Raw genomic sequence first — 16,911 nt, forward strand, 5'->3', positions numbered from 1 at the left:
CCTTACACCGGAGACGGAAGCGCCGTCTTGCGGTTGCCTTCGCCGCCCATCCGCCACGGCGGTGCAGGCGCAGGTCGAAGAGGAGCGTCCTTCTGCAATGGTGCCGGAGGCCGACGCGAGCCGGGGCCGGACATCCGTGGTCGGCCAGCCCCTCGCGTGCGCGGTGTAATGGCGTGGGCGTCGCGTACAGCTCCCCGCCGGTCGGCGCGCTGGTGTCGCTCCGGGGCGTCGGGGTCTGGGTGCTTTAGCTCCGCGCCTCCGGTGGGCCCTCCGTCCTCGCCCACGGCTCCCGCGCCGCATCCTCCCCGAGGTGGAACAGGCGATCCGGGCCGGCGAAGCGCGGGCGCCCGCGCCGCGCCGAGCGCGCGCCTTGACAGCCGCGGGACGCTCGCGATGTAGTGCCGGCTTCGGAGGTGGTGAGCGCGGGACATGGCCGAGGGCGACGAGGCAAAAGGCGTGGCGATCTCGACCGGGAAGGCCCACCGCTTCATCTTCAGCCCGAAGATCGAGTGCAGTGAGCTCTCGGGCCCGCACTTCGATTTCGATCGCACGTTCATTCGCCCCGGCGGGATGGACTCTCTCGGCTCCATCGCCGCGACGGTCAAGGCCAAGCCCAGCAAACAGGCGGCGATCTTCGGCCACACCGACACGGTCGGCGACGAGGCGTACAACAAGGGGCTCTCCGAGCAGCGCGCCCGCCTGGCCCACGCGGCGCTCACCCATGACCCGGAGCCATGGGAAGAGCGTTATCGGGCCGAGCACTGGGGCTCGAGCGCGCTCCAGGTGATGCTCAACGCCGTTCAGCCTCCCGAGGACAGGAGCCCTCGCCTCGCCGAGGACGGCGTGCTCGGCCCCAAGACCAGGGCCGCGATCGCGCGCTTTCAGGAGCGCTCCGGCCTCGGCCCCGACGGCGACGCCGGCCCTGACACCCGCAAAGCCCTCTTCAAGGCGTATTTCCAGCGCTCGATCCCGGAGCCCATCGACGCGGCGCAGGTCCTCGACGTCGGCGGCTCCAAGTTCATGGGCTGCGGCGAGTACAACCCCTTCACCCAGGGCGTCGCCGACGACGCCAGCCGCCGCGTTGTCGTCATCCTCTTCAGCCCGTCGACCAGGCCGAGCGGCCTCCCGTGCCGCCTGGGCGATGTGGGGCCGTGCAAGGGCAACCTCCGCGGCAAGGACGCGCCGCCGCCCCCGGACGACAAGACCCCTCACTTCCGCTGCCAGGTCTACCGCGGCATCGCCGAGCGCTGCCCCTGTGGTCCCGGCGTCGAGCTCCAGCCGTTCGAGCTCCAGATCCACGACGAGCTTTACCGCCCGTCCGGCGATGTCGAATATCGCCTCACCCTGCCCTCTCAGGCGCGGATTCATGGCAAGACCGACGCGAAGGGCTGGATCAAGAACGCCGTGCCCAAGGGCCGCCAGATGATCGCCGTCACCTACACGCCCGAGGGGAGCGATCACGAGATCACGTTGCGCGTCGTCGTCACCGACGCCGACCCGAGCTCGGACGAGGCCATGCTCTGCCACCTGCGCAACTTCGGCTTCACCCACGACGATGACAGCGATCGCGGCGCGATCCTGCGCTTCCAGGCGGCGAAGGGCCTCGAGCGCTCGGGGGAGCTCGACGGGCCGACGCGCGACGCGATCCGGCGGATCGTCGAGGGAGGCGATGACTCCATGCAAGAGAGCCTGCGGGAGGAGACGGCATGAGCGTCGTCAAGGCGGCCCCCAGCTTCTTCTATTACGCCATGGCCGACGGCACCTCGGCCGTCGACAGCGAGGCGTTCGGCAAGCTCCTCGACGCCAAGGGGGGCGCCACGGGCTGGCGCAACCTGCTCGACCTGCTCGACCAGGACCCGGCCGAGCCCGGGCGCCTCGTCGATCCCAAGCACGATTTCCTGCCCATCTACAAGCTGAAGCGCTCCGGCCCCCTCGCCGCGAAGGATCCGAAGGGCATCGCCTGCATCTGCCCGGGCGGGCTCAACGGGCTCGGTCAGGACGCCATGTGGCAGAGCTTCCGCGGCGGCGCGGCCGTGGATTTCCCGGAGCTCAAGGGCACGAGCTACGAGAAGCTCGTCGGGCGCCACGCCGGCGCCGAGCTCTCCGCGAAGTTCCTCAGCGAGTTCATGCTCGATCCCGTGGTCGAGGTCGACGGCGCCAAGAAGCAGATCGTCAGCGGCGCGGCGGCCGGCGCCAAGGGCACCCTCTTCCGCGCCAGCCTGCTGTACCTGAGCTCTCACGGCTGGCTCGGCGGCTTCGCCCGGGGCGACATGAACCCCGAGTACCCGGCGGCGCTCCCGCGCCCCAGCGCGGGCGTCGCCGACGACCCGCGCGAGGCGTACATTCCCTTCAGCGCCTATTTCGTGGCCGGCAAGTACGACATGGCGGGCCGCGCGTTCAGCGGGCCGGAGTGGATCATCCTCGCCCAGTGCTCGACGCTCAACAACACGACGTGGGCGATGTGGGCGCGCGTCATGGCCCGCAGCTCGCCCCAGGTGCGCGGCATCCTCGGGTACGAGGAGGCCTCGCCCGCGGCGGTCGCGTCGATCTCGATCGCGACCTCGTTCTTCACGCACCTGAAGAACAAGAAGAGCTTCTACGAAGCGTGGAAGGCCGCCAACCCGGGGCAGAACTGGGCGGCGCTGGTCCACGAGGACGCCATGGGCGACACCCTCGATGGGTGGGCGGCGCGCAAGGCGCTCGGCGGGAAAGACCTGTCCAATTACCTGGGCTCCGCCTCGAAGGCCACGAAGCAGGTCAAGGTCGCGGATCCGCCGCCTCCCTACCGCGTCCAGGTCTTCCACAAACTCAGCGCCGCGTACGGCGGCGGCACGTTCGAGATCAAGCCCGACGTGCTCGACCGCATCGACGCCGGGCTCTTCGACGAGAGCGAGTACCGCGTGGAGATCTCGCACCTGGCCGGCGGGAAGATCAGCCAGGTGAAGCTGCAGTGGATCCACATCCGCGACACCTTCAAGCAGTTCGACCTCAAGACCATTTTCAGCAGCTACTCCGCCCTCGGCGCCGGCGCGTCCGTGAGCACCAAGGACCCCAAGGTGCTCGTCGCCGATCTCGCGACCCCCGCGAGCAAGGTCGTGGTCACCTTCACGGCGAGAGACGCGAAGGGCCTCGTCGCGAGCGGCCTCGAGGGCCATCACTCCTACCTGTGGCCGCGGGTGCACGCGACCGGCGACGGCCTGGCCGATCAGCGGCACGACGCGAAGGCCCGCGGCCTCGTCTATTATGGAGTCTAGGCGCAATGACGATGCGTGGCCGTCTCTGCTCGATCTTGGCGCTCGTGGCCGCCTGCTCCTCCGGGGAGCCAGCCGCGCCGCCGCGCGCGCCCGCGTCCACGGCCGTGGCAGCGGCGCCGCCGTCCGCGTCCACCGCCGTGGCAGCGGCGCCGCCGCCGTCCGCGTCCAGCGCGCCGGCCCCCGCCGCCGCGTCGGCGTCCGCGTCCAGCGCGCCAGCCTCCGCCGTCGCGTCGGCGAACGAGACGCCGCCTCCGCCGCCGGTCGTGGAGGTCCACACCTCGGCCCTGCGTAAGCGGTTCTCGATCGCGGCCTCCGGGGCGGCCACGCGCCGGCGCAGCACGGGGTTCCGGCCGGACGTCGTGGGGCATGGGCAGGTAAAGCCCGAGAGCCTGGAGGCCTTTCACAAGCTCCTGCTCGACGTCGGGTTCTGCGGGCTCGCGCCGAAGGAGCGGGAGAGCGCGCCGGGCTACATCGTGATCAAGGCGGGCTTTCCCGACGTGACGTGCACCGTCGAGCTGCCCGACAAGAAGTGGGACAAGATTCCGAAGGCGAAGCGGGTCATCGAGGCGGCGCGGAAGCTCGAGGAGGAGGCGTGCGCTCAGGGGTGTCTGCCGTGAGCCGGAGGCTGGCCGAGCCCGTCTGGAGGCTCCCGCCTGCGGCTGGACCTCGTTGAGCACCGCGCGCGCTCCGCGCCCGGCTTCTCGCGCCACGCCTGGTCGCCGACCGCGCCGCGAGCGTCGTGGCGGCTCATGCCGTCTCTGCGCCTAAGCGGGCCGCCAGTCGTCGGCGTCGAGCTCGGGGAACGAGATCTTGCACGTCCCGGGGTCGATCCCCTCGACGAAGATCCGACCGTTTTGATCGAGCAAGCCCTCGCGGGGCAGCTGACCGGGCAGCTCCAGGCGGTATTTCTTGAAAGGCACGGGCTGCGGCGGATCCGCGTCGTCCATGAGCTGAATCGCGATCCAGGTCTTCTCTTCCCGGGCAGGCGGCTCAGGCCCGCTGGGCTCGGGGAGCTCCGGCGACAGGACGGGCGCGCCGGGGGAGACGCGCTTCGTGCGGTACGCGACCAGACGGCCGTCGAGGAGCGCCTCCCGCACCCGCGCCCGGAGCCCGCTCGGATCGAGCCACGGTCCCGAGGAGGGCGTGTGGCCGAGCGCATCACAGATGTCGGCGAGCGCCAGCCGGCCGTAGATCGGGTCGGCGGCGCGCACGTCGAGCCACCACGCCGCTTCCAGCGCCGAGAGCCGCTGGGCGCCTGCGTGCGCCGGCACGTCGGAGCCTCGTGCAATCCACACGACCTCAGGGAAGGAGTCGATACGAAAGCGGTGACTCATCGGACGATCGGCTCGAGCTGAGCAGCACCGTCATGGCACCACATCGCGACGGACGCGTCAATCCCAGGCGCGCCCGGGGCCGGGCCCGACGAGCGCCGCCCGCCGGACATCGTCACATCGTCACATCGAGTTGCATCGAGTTGCATCGAGTTACATCGACTCGACCGACTTGAGCATCTCCGGGATGAAGTGGAGCCTCGGCCGGAGCAGCCTGTCGCGGCGCCCGGGCTGCCGGACCTGGAGCATGGCGCCCGTCGCGTTGCTGTTCGAGGCATCGAGGAGGTCGTCCGTGAACGTGTAGCTGTAATTCTCTTGCTTGGTAGGGGTCTTGTCCTGCGCGGCGGCTTCAGGGCTCGAGGCGCAGAGAAACAACAGCGCGGCTGTGATCGAAAAGAGCGATCTCGGCTTCATCATGACTCCTCGCCGTTATCGGACACGGGCGACGACCACGTATTGGGACCCTTTTGCCGAGCTCGATGTCGCGTCGCGGAGCACGCCGGCGCGGCCCCGCGGCCGGCGCGCGGAGACCCTCGCCCTGGGGGCGCGCTCCACGTGCGCGATGCGCCGCTGTGGCTCCGTGCCGACAGCCGCGCTCGGTGTCGTCGCGATGCGCCCCCTGGACGGAGCGCCGGATCCGGCGACATCGCAGGTGACATCGAGCACCTTCCGCGTAGAATCACCCCCGATGCTCATCCGCGGTCGAAGGAGCATGGCGGGCAGCCTCATCGTCGCCGTCGTCGCGGCGCTCGCCGTGGTCGTCCCCGGCGGAGCGGCGGGCGCGGCCGAGGAGGCGCCGGCCAAGGTGGCGAGCGGCATCGCCGTCGGCGTGCAGCTGGAGGCGCTCGCGGACGTCAAGGTCGCGCGCGCCGAGGTCGCACGGGGCTCCAGGGTGAGCGTGGCCAGGCTCATCGAGCGCCAGGGGCAGGTCACCGCGGTGGACGTCGAGCTCGCCGACGGCCACATCGCGCGCGTGGCGATGGCGACGGTCCGCGCGTCGTTCCGCGTCCTCTCCGAGTAGCGCGGCGCGCCTCCGGCCGCCCCGACCCCGCCTTCTTCACCCCCGCGCCCGATCGCGGCTAGGGTGCCGCCATGCGGAACCCCGCCAAGGTGCGCGTCGCCGTCCTGTTCGGCGGCCGATCGGCCGAGCACGAGATCTCCCTCCTGTCTGCCCGCTTCGTCGTCGAGGCGCTCGATCGCGACCGCTTCGAGCCGGTGCTCATCGGCATCGACAAGTCCGGCCGCTGGCTGCTCCAGGACGAGGCGCTGCTCCTCGGCGCCGCGCGCGACCCCCGCCTCGCGCGGCTGAACGAAGCGATGCCGGAGATCGCGCTCGACGCCCACCCGGGGCCCGCCGGCGAGGCGACGCTGGCCGTGCCGGGCGGCGGACGCTCGCCGATCGACGTGGTCTTCCCCGTCCTGCACGGGCCCACGGGCGAGGACGGGTGCGTCCAGGGGCTCCTCGAGCTGGCCGGCGTCCCGTACGTCGGCGCCGGCGTGCTCGGCTCCGCCGTGGGGATGGACAAGGACGTGATGAAGCGCCTGCTGCGCGACGCGGAGATCCCGATCGTGCCTCACGTCGCGCTCCGCCGCGCCGCGTGGGAGCGCGATCGGGTCGCGTGCCTCGAGCAGATCGCCGGCCTGTCCGCCGCCGGGGGCGGCCGCTTCGGGCCGATCTTCGTCAAGCCGGCGAACCTCGGGTCGTCCGTCGGGGTCCGGCGCGTCACGGCGCGCGCCGAGCTCGAGGCGGCCGTCGAGCACGCCTTCGAGTTCGACCTGAAGATCGTCTGCGAGCGGGGCATCGAGGGCGTGCGCGAGATCGAGTGCTCCGTGCTCGGCGACGACGACCCCATCGCCTCCGTGCCCGGCGAGATCGTCGTCGGCCACGCCGACGGCTTCTACTCCTACGCCGCGAAGTACATCGACGCCGACGGCGCCACGATCCGCATCCCGGCCGACCTCTCGCCGGCCGAGGCGAACGCCGTCCAGCTGCTCGCGCTCCGCACGTTCGGCGCGCTGGAGGCGTCGGGCATGGCCCGCGTCGACCTCTTCCTCGCCCCGGACCGCTCGCTCTACGTGAACGAGATCAACACCATCCCCGGCTTCACGGCGATCTCGATGTACCCGAAGCTCTGGGAGGCGAGCGGCATCCCGCCGCGCGCGCTGATCGAGCGCCTCATCGCGCTCGCGCTCGAGCGCGGCGCCAAAAAGGCACGCCTCAGGACGAGCGCCTAGTTCCACCCATCAGGAGTCCGGCCAGGGATCCTGAGAGAGAGTTCAACGCAAAGGCGCAAAGGCGCAAAGGCGCAAAAAAGATTTGTAGTTTTGCGTCTTTGCGCCTTTGCGTCTCTGCGTTGAATTTCTCTTCGCTCGCGAGGCAGATCCCTGGCGGGAGCTCTGCCCCGCGGTACTAGACGCAAGCGCACAAGCGGCCGGGCAGCCCGGCAGCTCACGCCGCAGCATCGGGATCGAGCCGCACCCCCGCCGCCCCGAGCGCAGGCCGCCGCACCAGACACGGCCCAAGCGCCGCCAGGATCTGCGCGTGCCGCTCCGCCGGCGCCCAGATCAGGATGTGCCCGCCCCCGCCCGCGCCGCACATCCGGAGCACCTCGACCCCCAGCCCGTCGAGCCGCTGCTGCATGGAGACCGCGATGGCGCTCGCCGCCTCCGACAGCCGCACCTTGGCAGCCGCCCCGCGCCGCATGCCCGAGAGCACCAGCGCGAGCGAGCCGATCTCGAACCCGCGGGCGACGTCGCCGGCCGCCGCGACGAGCTCGCCCTTCGCCCCGCGCGCCGCGCCGGCGTCCACCCGATCCAGCACCTCGCCGGACACGCGCCGCACCGCCGTGTCCACCAGCAAGAGCCCGGCCGAGAGCGCCGGCACGAGCGCCGGGCTGCCGATCGCGAGCCGCCGCACCCCCGAGCAGCCCCGCGCGTCGAAGGCGAGATCGAGCAGCCCGCCGAACGCCGCGAACACCTGATCCTGCGCGCCGCACGCGTTGCCCAGGCGCTCGCGCTCGATCGCGACCGCCTCGCGCGAGAGCTCCTCCGGCGAGGCGGCCTCGCCCACCGAGGCGCGCAGCGCGAACAGCGCCGCTACCGCCGCGGACGCGCTGCCGCCGAGCCCGGCGCCGGGCGACATCTCGGTCTCGACCCGGAGCGCGACCCCGTCGCCCACGCCCGCCGCGGCGAGCGTCGCCTCGATCAGCCGGAACGCGAGATCGTCGCGCGGAGGATCCGTGCGGCGCCGCGTGAGCACGCGCGGCGCGCCCGCCTCGGCGCCCCCGCCCGACGGCCCCTGGCCGCGCGAGGCGAGCTCCATCCGCACCCAGCCCCGATCAAACGGCTCCACGACCACGCGGACGCGCAGATCGATCGCCGCGCCCACGACGCGCCCGCCGTCCAGCAGGGCGACGCCGGGCAGATCGCTGCCGCCTCCGGCGAAGGAGACGCGCATCGGGGCGCTCGCGGCCGCGCGCGAGAGCGGGGTTCGCAGCGCTCGCGGCGCGAGGAGGGAGCCGGCGCAGGGGGTGCTCATGTCGTCTTCAACGCTTCAACGCGCAACGCCTCAGCGCGGGAGCGACCCGACGGGACGCGAGAGGATCCCAGGGACCGAGGTGGAGCGCCCCGCGGCGGCTCCCCGTGCAGGGAGCGAGCCAGCGATGGAGCGCCCGGCGTGCACGCACGCCCGCGCCCGAGCAGGGAGCGAGCCGCGGCCCTCGAGCGCCGTCGTCCAGAGGTGCGCGCGCCCGCGCGGCCCTGGTGCGGCTCGGTCGTGGACGGAGATCACGGGAGCGGCGCGCCGCCGCCCGCCAGCCGCGCTCAGTTCAGGTCCTTGCTCGCCGGCTCGTTCCGGGGCGCGGGCTGCGCGCGCGCCGCGTCGAGGATCCGCTCGATGACCCTGAGGCCGGCCGCGAACATCTCCCGCTCAGCGCGCTCGCCCCCGGCGTGCACCTCGGCCGCCTTCTCGCGCAGCGCGAGCGCGTCGCGGCGGACGACCGGGAGGCGGGCCGCGGCCGCCGCCTCGGCGATGCACCCGGCGAGATCGTAGACGAGGAACGCGTCCTCCTCGCTGATCCGGGGGTCCGCGCGGCGCGCCCCGGCGCGCCCGCGCGCCCCGGCTCCGCGACCCTTCTGGACGAACGACGACGCGACGTCCCGCTCCTCGTCGTCCCCGATCGAGCCGGCGGAGACGCGATCGAGCAGGCTGGTCAGCTCGGCGCGGTAGGCGGCGAGGACCAGCGCGCAGAGCGCCCCGCGGTCGCGCAGCGAGAAGAGGATCAGCTCGAGGAGCCGGTCGGACCGGGTCGCGCAGTTTTGCATCGCTGCCTTTTACGGTGTTCACCCACGCGACCTCAATCCAGAACGCCACCGCCCGCGGCGGATCCGCTCGCGGATGGAGGGCGCGTCACGCCGCGAAGGCGCTTGCACGGCGGCCGCGGCGCGCCGGGGCGCCGCCCAGGTGGGGGGCCCCACGCGGCGGTTGCGGAGCTGAGCCGGATCGGTCAATAGGTCCGACCCTCCTGCGCCAGCGAGCCTCGACGGATGTCCGGCGCGCTGGCGCTGCTGTTCAGCCTGTCACCCGATCCTCACCGCACCGGCATTCCCGTGACCGCGAATCGTTCTACGAGCCCCACGCCCACCGAAGAGCCGTCCACCGCGCCGTCCTCGGCCACCGTCGTGACCACGTCCGCCCAGCCCGCAGCCGGCGCGCCCGGCGCCGGGTTGAGCGCGAACGGCGAGGCGATCGTGCGCGAGGAGGAGGCCGTGCTCGCCCGCGTGACCGCGCACCTCGCCACCGCCACGACCAAGCCGTCGCGGCCGCCGCCCATCGAGAACTACGAGGAGCAGCTCCTCTCGCTGCGCGATCAGATCGCGGCGGCGCGGCTGGAGGACGTGCCGGCGCTGGTGCAGCAGATGGAGCGCCTGCAAGGGATCGCCGCGCGGCGGAACGAGAACGTCGTCGAGCCCGTCGATCCGAAGTCGCCTTACTTCGGCCACCTGCGCCTGCGGGAGAAGGGCCGTCCCGAGCGCGACGTGCTCATCGGGCGCACGACGCTCGTCGACGCGAGCGCGGGCGTGCGGATCGTCGACTGGCGTCACGCCCCGGTCAGTCAGATCTATTACCGCTACGAGGAGGGCGCGGAGTACGAGGAGACCTTCGGCGAGCGCGAGGTCGAGGGCACTGTGCTCGTGCGGCGCACCGTGACCATCGACGACGGCGAGCTCTACCGCATCGCGGCGCCGCAGGGGACGTTCGTGCGGGGGCCGTCGGGCTTCCGCGAGATCGCGACGCGGGCGACCGAGCTCGCCGGCGGCCAGGGCAGCGCGGTGCGCCCCGAGGACATGCGCGACATCGCGCTCGCGGCCGGCGCGCGCGGCGGGCTCGGGACCGGGGCGGCGTTCCACGCGCGCGAGGACCGGCACCTGCCGGAGATCGCCGCGCTCCTCGACCCGCGGCAGTTCGAGCTCATCTCGAAGCCGGACGCCGGCATCGTGGTCATCCAGGGCGGCGCCGGCAGCGGCAAGACGACGATCGGCGTCCACCGCCTCGCCTTCCTCGCGTACAACGGCGGCCGCCGCTTCACCGCCGACAAGATGCTCGTCATCGTCGGCAGCCCGGCGCTCCGCGCGTACATCAGCGAGGCGCTCCCCGCGCTCGGCCTGGGCGGCATCGCGGTGGAGACGTTCTCCGAGTGGGCGCGCGTGGCCAGGAAGCGCGCGTTCCCGTGGCTCGAGGCGCCGGTCGAGGAGAACACGCCCTCGGTCGTGACCCGGTACAAGACCCACCCGGCGATGCTCCACCTCCTCGAGCAGCGCGCGTCGGAGCTCAAGGACGACGCGCGGGCGCGCCGCGACTCGCGCGGCACCCTCGCGTTCTGGGCGGACCTGCTCACCGATCTCGACCGGGTGCTGGCCGCCTTCGAGGCGGCGGGGGACCCCGAGTTCGGCCCGGAGCAGGTGAAGCGCGCGTGGCGCTGGTGCGCGGATCGCTGCCCTGCCGTGCTCGATCTCGATCCCGGCGATCGCGCCGAGCGCAAGGCGGCGATGGCCGACGAGCCCGCGGGCGACGGCGACGACGAGCGCGGCGCCGACGCGCGCGAGGTCTCGAGCGACGACCGCGCGGTGCTCGATCCCGAGGACGACGCGCTCCTCCTGCGGGCGTACCAGCTCCTCCGGGGCGAGCTCCGCAAGGGGAAGAACGTGCTCACCTACGAGCACCTCTTCGTGGACGAGGCGCAGGATCTCGCGCCGATCGACCTCGCGGTGCTGCTCGGCGTGGTGGCCGAGCCGCGCAGCGTGACGCTGGCGGGCGACACGGCGCAGCGGCTCTTCATGGACTCCGGCTTCCGCGACTGGCGCGCGACGCTGGACGATCTCGGCCTGTCGCGGGTCGACGTCGAGCCGCTGCGCATCGCGTACCGCTCCACGCGCCAGGTGCTCGCGTTCGCCCGCGCGGTGCTCGGCCCGCTCGCGGATCCGACGCCGCCGCTCGCGCCGCGCAGCGGCGCGCCGGTCGAGCACCACCATTTCCCGAGCGCCGGCGCCGCCGTCGCGTTCCTGGCCGACGCGATCCGCCCGCTGTTCGCCCGCGAGCCCCGCGCGACGCTGGCGATCCTGGCGCGCCACCCCGAGCAGGCGGACGTCTATTACGACGCCCTCAGGATGGCGGAGATCCCGAACCTCCGGCGCGTGCGCGCCTACGAGTTCGCGTTCCGCCCCGGCGTCGAGGTGACGGAGATCCGGCAGGTGAAGGGGCTGGAGTACGACTACGTGGTGCTCGTCGACGCGAACGCGTCGACCTACCCGGCGGACGACGAGTCGCGGCACCTGCTCCACATCGGCGCGACGCGCGCGGCGCACCAGCTCTGGGTGGTGTCGACGGCGGCGCCGTCGCCGCTCCTGCCGGACTGGCTGGGCTGAGGCCGGCCGCCGGCGGCGGAGCCGGGACTGGCCGGCTCGGAGGCGAGCTCGACACAATCGACATGGTGCCGTGAGAGAATCCTTGACCTTCAGGGGGCCGCGAGTAGATTCCCTCTCGCGCGGTGGAGCAGCCTGGTAGCTCGTCGGGCTCATAACCCGAAGGTCGTGGGTTCAAATCCCGCCCGCGCAACCAAACGGTCCTGAGGACCAACCCACGCAGCCCCGGTGGTTATTCCCCCGGGGCTTTTTGCTGTCCGCGTATCCGCGGTGCTTCGCAAGCTCGCGTCGAGGAGCGGTCTCTCGGCTCGATGCCGAGGGCTCCTGGTGCTCTGGGGCGGTCGGGCGCTCCTGCTGGGCCCCAGGGGGCGAATCTCGGTATCGCCAGGCGCCGAGGCCTGCCGGCGGGTCATGCGCCGATGGTCGGGTGACCGTCGGGCTCTGGCGGAGCGGCTCAGGGGGTGACCGCCGGGCATCGACCTGACGATTCGTGATGGGTGCACGCTCCCTCGAGCAACTGGGTCCGGCATGGACCACTGCGCCTCTGCCGCTGCCCGCGCGCTCCTTACCCCCGTGCCGTCTGGTGCGCTGGCCGGGGGCGATCCTTCCTCACCACGAACGGCCGGCGGCGGACCCGTGGCCCTGACGCGTGGAGGGTGCCGATGAAGCGGCTCAGCGATCTTTCGCGTGGGGTCATGCTCCATGCCTCGAGCGCGACCCCAGCTGTTCTCCTCGTGCTCGCGGCGCTCGTCACGCCCGCGTGCGGCGACGGCGGCGGCAGCCCCCCGGGCTCGGGCGCGGCTGGAGCGCCGGGGGACGGCGGGGCCGGATCCATGGGCGGCGGCGGATCGAGCTCGATCACGGGCGTCGCCTCGAGCGGTGGTGCCGCGGGGGAGGGCGGGGCGACGGTCGCCGGCAGCGGCGGCTCGTCGGGCGATGGCGCTTCTGTCGGCGGGGGCTCTGCGGCTTCCGGTGCCGGCAGCGGCGGGGCGCCGCCGAGCGGCGAAGTGCTCGCGTTTCCGGGGGCTCAGGGGTTCGGGCGACACGCGGTCGGCGGGCGCGGCGGCGACGTCGTGCACGTCACGAACCTGAACGACTCCGGCGCGGGCTCGCTGCGCGACGCGATCAGCCAGCCGAACCGCACGGTCGTGTTCGATGTGGGCGGCGTGATCGAGATCTCGTCGCGCCTCGTGTTCAAGAGCAACCAGACGATCGCGGGTCAAACGGCCCCGGGCGGCGGTATCACCATCTACGGCAATGGCACCTCGTTCTCCGGAGCGTCGAACACCATCGTACGCTTCGTCCGCTTCCGCATGGGCGCCGGGGGCGACTCGGGCAAGGACACGGTGACCATGGCGAACGGCCATGACGTGATCTGGGACCACTGCTCGCTCAGCTGGGGGCGCGACGGCACGTTCGATCTCAACCGGGAGAGCGGCGCCGAGCTCTACAACTTGACGCTTCAGGACTCGATCGTCGCGCAGGGGCTCCAGTCGCACAGCACTGGCGGCCTGGTGAACACCGCCGGCACCTCGATCATCCGCTCGCTCTACATCGACAACAACTCGCGCAACCCGAAGGCGCGCGGCACGCTGCAGTTCGTCAACAACGTGGTCTACAACTGGGTCGTGTCCGGCTACATCCTGGGCGACACCAGCGGCCGCTCGGACGGCTCGATGCTGGGCAACTACTTCATCACCGGCCCGGAGACGAGGGGCGGCACGCTGGATAGCCCCACTCCCGCGTACAATCTCCACGCCGACGGCAATTACTACGACAGCGACAAGGACGGCACGCTCGACGGCAGGCTCCTCGGCAAGGGCGATTTCGGCACGGTCACCTGGCTGGACGCGCCTTCCGTCGAGTTCCCTGACGTGCCCGCCATGACCGCGCAAGAGGCCTACGCGTATGTCAGCGCGCACGCCGGAGCGTCGATCCACCGCGACGAGGCGGATCTCTACGTGCTCGACGAGCTGGCGTCGCTCGGCAAGCGGGGCGCGACGATCAGCAACGAGTCGAGCCTCGGCTTCGCGAACGGTGTCGGCGCCCTGCCCGGGGGCAGCGCTCCGAGCGACGCCGACAGGGACGGCATGCCGGACGCCTGGGAGCGCGCACGAGATCTCGACCCGGCGAACGCGGACGATCGGAACGGAGACCGCGACGGCGACGGCTACACGAACCTCGAGGAGTATCTGAGCTCGCTCGTGCCGTGAGCCCGGCCTGCGAGGACGCGTCCGGCCAGAAGGAGCCGTCGGGATCGACCCGCTCGTCCATCGGAGCCGGTCACGTTTCACGACGACACGCTCGATCCCGTTTCCGACCGTCCACGCGCTCGTCGCGCGCTGCGCAGGACCTCGCGTCCAGCTCGGAAGCCGAGCCTTCGTCCAGGCGAGCGCCTCTTCGGCGTCGAGCACGCCCGCGATGTCCCAGCGATGAGCCTGCCCGGCGGTACCGTCAGCCAGCCTGAGGGGCTGCCGCGCGACCGCCACGGCAACGACCGCGACGTGCGCCGTGAGAGAATCCTTGACCTGCGCAGGGCCGTGAGTAGATTCCCTCCCGCGCGGTGGAGCAGCCTGGTAGCTCGTCGGGCTCATAACCCGAAGGTCGTGGGTTCAAATCCCGCCCGCGCAACCACGACCCGAAGCAGCACAGCACGAAGCGACGCAAAAGGACGCGAGGGCTGGCCGAACCTGGCCGCCTCGCGTTTTTCGCGTTCAGCCCTCCGGGACCTCGCCTCGGCGACCGTGTGACTCGCCGCACGGCAGCTGCGGTCCAGCGGCCGCGCGTGCTCCTCCTTCCTGTTCGCAGTCGTCGCGCGGCCGCCGGGCCACGTCGGCAACACCGCCGGCCAGTCCCGCTCATCGCCACGAGCCCCGTCGCCGTCGGGCGATGCGAGCCCGCCCACCAGCTCGTGGGGCCGCAGCCTCGGCCATGCCCCAACCTTGCGCCGCTCCCTTCGCGTTAGGCGCGGCCGGGGACCAGGGATGCGGGCACCGCTTCTTCCGACACCGACGTTCGCGCCGGGTCCACCCCGTGTCGCTCTCCAGCGATATCCAGGGGGGGAAGCCAGAGCGCCGCGGCGCGCACCCCGCGGGAGCCGCGCGGCGGTCCTCGCCGCGCCGAAGTCCTCATCAGCGCCGCGGTTCTCGTCGCGCCGCGTTCCTCGTCAGCGCCGCGCTCCTCGTCAGCGCCGCGGTCTCGTCGCGCCGTAGGCAGGCGCCGGCTCCCTGATGTAGGATAGCGGTAGCGGCAGCTCCTGTGCTCTGAACGCGCGCGCCACAGCGCGCAACTCACCGATGCAATCCCGGTAACCCCCAGCGGACAACTCACGATGGCCAAACCGAACGATCCCTTCGCTCCCCCGACCAACACGCGCGGCTCCGCGACGCCGGGGGACGCCGCGAAGCCGCAACGCGGGGTCAGCGCGCCCGCGCCCGCGGCGCGCGCGTTGCCCGCGACGTCGGCCGGGCCTGCCACCCAGCGAGGGCCGGGGGCCTACGGCGCCCCGGATTTCCTGAACAAGGCCGCCCGCACCGCGCCGCCCGCCGAGCTCCTGAGCGCACGCACCATCGAGCTCGTGCAGTGGTCCTGGGCGAAGGTGATGCCCATCTCCGATGCCGCGGCGTCCCTGTTCTATGAGCGGCTGTTCACGCTCGATCCGTCCGTGCGGCCGCTCTTCAAGAACGACATGGCCGAGCAGAAGAAGAAGCTCATGCAGATGCTCACGGTGGCCGTCGACGGGCTGAACAACCTGCCGAAGCTCGTGACCGTGCTCCAGGCGCTCGGCGTCCGCCACCAGGGCTATATGGTGGCCGAGCGCCATTACGATGTCGTGGGCGAGGCGCTGCTCTGGACGCTGCGCGAGGGGCTCGGCGACGCGTTCTCGAGCGACGTCGAGACGGCGTGGAAAGAGGTCTACGGCGTCGTCGCCGACGTCATGAAGAAGGGCGCCGCGGCGCACGCGGCGGTGGGCACCACGCAGGCGCTCCCGCCGACGCCCGCCCCGGGCGGCAGGGACGCCGCCCGGGGCCACGCCCCGCCGGCGCCGGGCCCCGCGGCGCGCCCGGGGGCCGCGGATCCCGTGCATCGGCCGAAGTCGGTGCCGCCGCCCTCGTCGGCCCAGGCCGCGCGGACGCTGGTCGGGGTCGTCCCGCCGTGGCAGGGCGAGCCGCCTCCGCCGGCCGCCGCGCCCTCGCCTGCAGCGGCTGGCCCGAGCGCGGGCGCGCCGATCAACCAGCGCACCATCGAGCTCGTGCAGCGCTCGTGGGCGAAGGTGATGCCGATCTCGGACGCGGCGTCGGCGCTCTTCTACGACCGCCTCTTCGAGCTCGATCCGTCGGTGCGGCCGCTCTTCAAGAACGACATGGCCGAGCAGAAGAAGAAGCTCATGCAGACGCTCGCCGTGGCCGTCGACGGGCTGAACAACCTCGGCCGGCTCGTGCCCGTGCTCCAGGCGCTCGGCGTCCGGCACCACGGCTACATGGTCGTCGATCGCCACTACGACCTGGTGGGCGAGGCGCTGCTCTGGACGCTGCGCGAGGGGCTGGGCGACGGCTTCACGCGCGAGGTCGAGGTGGCGTGGAAGGAGGTCTACGGCCTCGTCGCCGACGTCATGAAGAAGGCGGCCGCCGAGCACGTCGCCGGCGGGGCCCAGGGCAAGGCCGACGCGGCGCCGGCCCGCGAGCGCCCGCAGCGGCCGCCGATGTCGGAGCCGCGGGCGCCGGCCCCGCAGAGCGTGACGGAGGTGATGCCGCAGAAGAAGCGCCCGAGGAGCCCGATCGACGAGGACGCCGACACGCTGCACTACCAGACGAACCCGGCCCACGAGGCCCTGGCGAGCAGCGGCGTCGACCACGAGGAGCCGCGGGGGCCGAGGCCGGCCGCCGGCGTGCCGGCGGGCCCGCAGGGGCTCGTCGTCCCGTGGTCGGGGCAGGACATGGTCCTCAACGTCCACGTCAAGCTGGACGGTCCGCTCGTGACGGTCCCCGCTGCGGCGCCGGTCGTCGCCCCCGCGGCGCCGGCCTTCGCGGCCGCGCAGGAGCCGACCGGGCCGAGCGGTCTCGTCGCCGGGCTCGCGATCGCGTTGCTCTCGATCGCCGCCTCGATGGCCACGGCCATCCTGCTCACGGTGGGCGGGCCCGACCGGGCCGCGGCCGGGGCGGGCGCCGCGGCGGACCGGGCGTCGCCCAGCGTCGCGTCGCTCGCGACCTACGCCGTGCCGATCATCGTCACGGTCCTGGTCCTCTCCGCCTTCACGATGGGCCACATCCTGGGGCGGGGCCGGGCGCGGAGCGACGCGGGGCCGGGCGGGGGCCGGCTGTGAGCCGCGCGGCCGGGTGGTGACCTCGCGCCGACGCATGCGCCGGGCGAGCGCAGGGGTTTGATGTCAAGATGGGAATGACTCT

Annotated in this window: 12 protein-coding genes and 2 tRNA genes; 10 read left to right on the plus strand and 4 right to left on the minus strand. The window is 72.6% G+C overall.

What is annotated here, in order from left to right:
* Positions 1-456: 456 nt before the first annotated feature.
* Genes WMF20_RS03765 through WMF20_RS03775 form a run of 3 tightly spaced genes read left to right on the plus strand, consistent with a single transcriptional unit; the run spans position 457 to position 3,871 of the window.
* Positions 457-1,710, plus strand: coding sequence for a peptidoglycan-binding protein (locus WMF20_RS03765; RefSeq protein WP_437610751.1), 1,254 nt, complete (start codon positions 457-459; stop codon positions 1,708-1,710).
* Positions 1,707-3,254, plus strand: coding sequence for a hypothetical protein (locus WMF20_RS03770; RefSeq protein ID WP_437610753.1), 1,548 nt, complete (start codon positions 1,707-1,709; stop codon positions 3,252-3,254). Before WMF20_RS03765 ends, WMF20_RS03770 begins: the two co-directional genes overlap by 4 nt.
* Before the next feature lie 11 nt (positions 3,255-3,265).
* A complete protein-coding gene (locus tag WMF20_RS03775; RefSeq protein ID WP_437610755.1) occupies positions 3,266-3,871 on the plus strand; it encodes a hypothetical protein in 606 nt (201 codons plus the stop codon).
* Between the two features lie 147 nt (positions 3,872-4,018).
* Here the strand turns inward: WMF20_RS03775 and WMF20_RS03780 are convergent, their stop codons facing one another.
* Together WMF20_RS03780 and WMF20_RS03785 are read right to left on the minus strand one after the other, a co-directional pair.
* Positions 4,019-4,525, minus strand: a complete 507-nt coding sequence (locus WMF20_RS03780) for a hypothetical protein (RefSeq protein WP_165373779.1) — start codon at positions 4,523-4,525, stop codon at positions 4,019-4,021.
* Positions 4,526-4,738: 213 nt separating this feature from the next.
* Positions 4,739-5,002 (minus strand): hypothetical protein, encoded by a 264-nt coding sequence (locus WMF20_RS03785; protein ID WP_437610757.1) that lies wholly within the window; start codon positions 5,000-5,002, stop codon positions 4,739-4,741.
* 271 nt (positions 5,003-5,273) lie between these two features.
* Between WMF20_RS03785 and WMF20_RS03790 the strand changes: the two genes are divergently transcribed.
* Positions 5,274-5,606 (plus strand): hypothetical protein, encoded by a 333-nt coding sequence (locus WMF20_RS03790; protein ID WP_237245004.1) that lies wholly within the window; start codon positions 5,274-5,276, stop codon positions 5,604-5,606.
* A gap of 71 nt (positions 5,607-5,677) precedes the next feature.
* Positions 5,678-6,820, plus strand: coding sequence for a D-alanine--D-alanine ligase family protein (locus WMF20_RS03795; RefSeq protein ID WP_437610759.1), 1,143 nt, complete (start codon positions 5,678-5,680; stop codon positions 6,818-6,820).
* Between the two features lie 214 nt (positions 6,821-7,034).
* Here the strand turns inward: WMF20_RS03795 and WMF20_RS03800 are convergent, their stop codons facing one another.
* Both WMF20_RS03800 and WMF20_RS03805 read right to left on the minus strand, forming a co-directional pair.
* Positions 7,035-8,123 carry a GHMP family kinase ATP-binding protein gene (locus WMF20_RS03800; RefSeq protein WP_437610761.1) on the minus strand — a complete coding sequence of 363 codons (1,089 nt, stop codon included), beginning with the start codon at positions 8,121-8,123 and terminating at the stop codon, positions 7,035-7,037.
* Positions 8,124-8,407: 284 nt separating this feature from the next.
* Positions 8,408-8,908: a hypothetical protein gene (locus WMF20_RS03805; RefSeq protein WP_129573048.1), complete on the minus strand. Its 501-nt coding sequence runs from the start codon at positions 8,906-8,908 to the stop codon at positions 8,408-8,410.
* Positions 8,909-9,130: 222 nt separating this feature from the next.
* Between WMF20_RS03805 and WMF20_RS03810 the strand changes: the two genes are divergently transcribed.
* The 5 genes from WMF20_RS03810 to WMF20_RS03830 all read left to right on the plus strand — a co-directional run bounded on the left by WMF20_RS03810 (position 9,131) and on the right by WMF20_RS03830 (position 16,829).
* On the plus strand, positions 9,131-11,509 hold the full coding sequence (locus WMF20_RS03810; RefSeq protein WP_437610764.1) for an ATP-binding domain-containing protein: 2,379 nt from the start codon (positions 9,131-9,133) through the stop codon (positions 11,507-11,509).
* Between the two features lie 116 nt (positions 11,510-11,625).
* Positions 11,626-11,702, plus strand: a tRNA-Met gene (locus tag WMF20_RS03815).
* A 466-nt stretch (positions 11,703-12,168) separates the two neighbouring features.
* Positions 12,169-13,719 (plus strand): pectate lyase family protein, encoded by a 1,551-nt coding sequence (locus tag WMF20_RS03820; RefSeq protein ID WP_437610766.1) that lies wholly within the window; start codon positions 12,169-12,171, stop codon positions 13,717-13,719.
* 344 nt (positions 13,720-14,063) lie between these two features.
* Positions 14,064-14,140, plus strand: a tRNA-Met gene (locus WMF20_RS03825).
* A 697-nt stretch (positions 14,141-14,837) separates the two neighbouring features.
* Positions 14,838-16,829 carry a globin family protein gene (locus WMF20_RS03830; protein ID WP_437610769.1) on the plus strand — a complete coding sequence of 664 codons (1,992 nt, stop codon included), beginning with the start codon at positions 14,838-14,840 and terminating at the stop codon, positions 16,827-16,829.
* Positions 16,830-16,911: the final 82 nt, after the last annotated feature.

The sequence above is a fragment of the Sorangium sp. So ce834 genome (assembly GCF_051521425.1).
In the GTDB taxonomy this organism is placed as follows: domain Bacteria; phylum Myxococcota_A; class Polyangia; order Polyangiales; family Polyangiaceae; genus Sorangium; species Sorangium cellulosum_D.

Coding starts and splice junctions, on each gene's coding strand:
- WMF20_RS03770 (WP_437610753.1), top strand. CDS start 1,707: ATGAGCGTCGTCAAGGCGGCCCCCAGCTTCTTCTATTACGCCATGGCC.
- WMF20_RS03775 (WP_437610755.1), top strand. CDS start 3,266: ATGCGTGGCCGTCTCTGCTCGATCTTGGCGCTCGTGGCCGCCTGCTCC.
- WMF20_RS03785 (WP_437610757.1), bottom strand. CDS start 5,002: ATGATGAAGCCGAGATCGCTCTTTTCGATCACAGCCGCGCTGTTGTTT.
- WMF20_RS03790 (WP_237245004.1), top strand. CDS start 5,274: ATGCTCATCCGCGGTCGAAGGAGCATGGCGGGCAGCCTCATCGTCGCC.
- WMF20_RS03795 (WP_437610759.1), top strand. CDS start 5,678: ATGCGGAACCCCGCCAAGGTGCGCGTCGCCGTCCTGTTCGGCGGCCGA.
- WMF20_RS03800 (WP_437610761.1), bottom strand. CDS start 8,123: ATGAGCACCCCCTGCGCCGGCTCCCTCCTCGCGCCGCGAGCGCTGCGA.
- WMF20_RS03805 (WP_129573048.1), bottom strand. CDS start 8,908: ATGCAAAACTGCGCGACCCGGTCCGACCGGCTCCTCGAGCTGATCCTC.
- WMF20_RS03810 (WP_437610764.1), top strand. CDS start 9,131: ATGTCCGGCGCGCTGGCGCTGCTGTTCAGCCTGTCACCCGATCCTCAC.
- WMF20_RS03820 (WP_437610766.1), top strand. CDS start 12,169: ATGAAGCGGCTCAGCGATCTTTCGCGTGGGGTCATGCTCCATGCCTCG.
- WMF20_RS03830 (WP_437610769.1), top strand. CDS start 14,838: ATGGCCAAACCGAACGATCCCTTCGCTCCCCCGACCAACACGCGCGGC.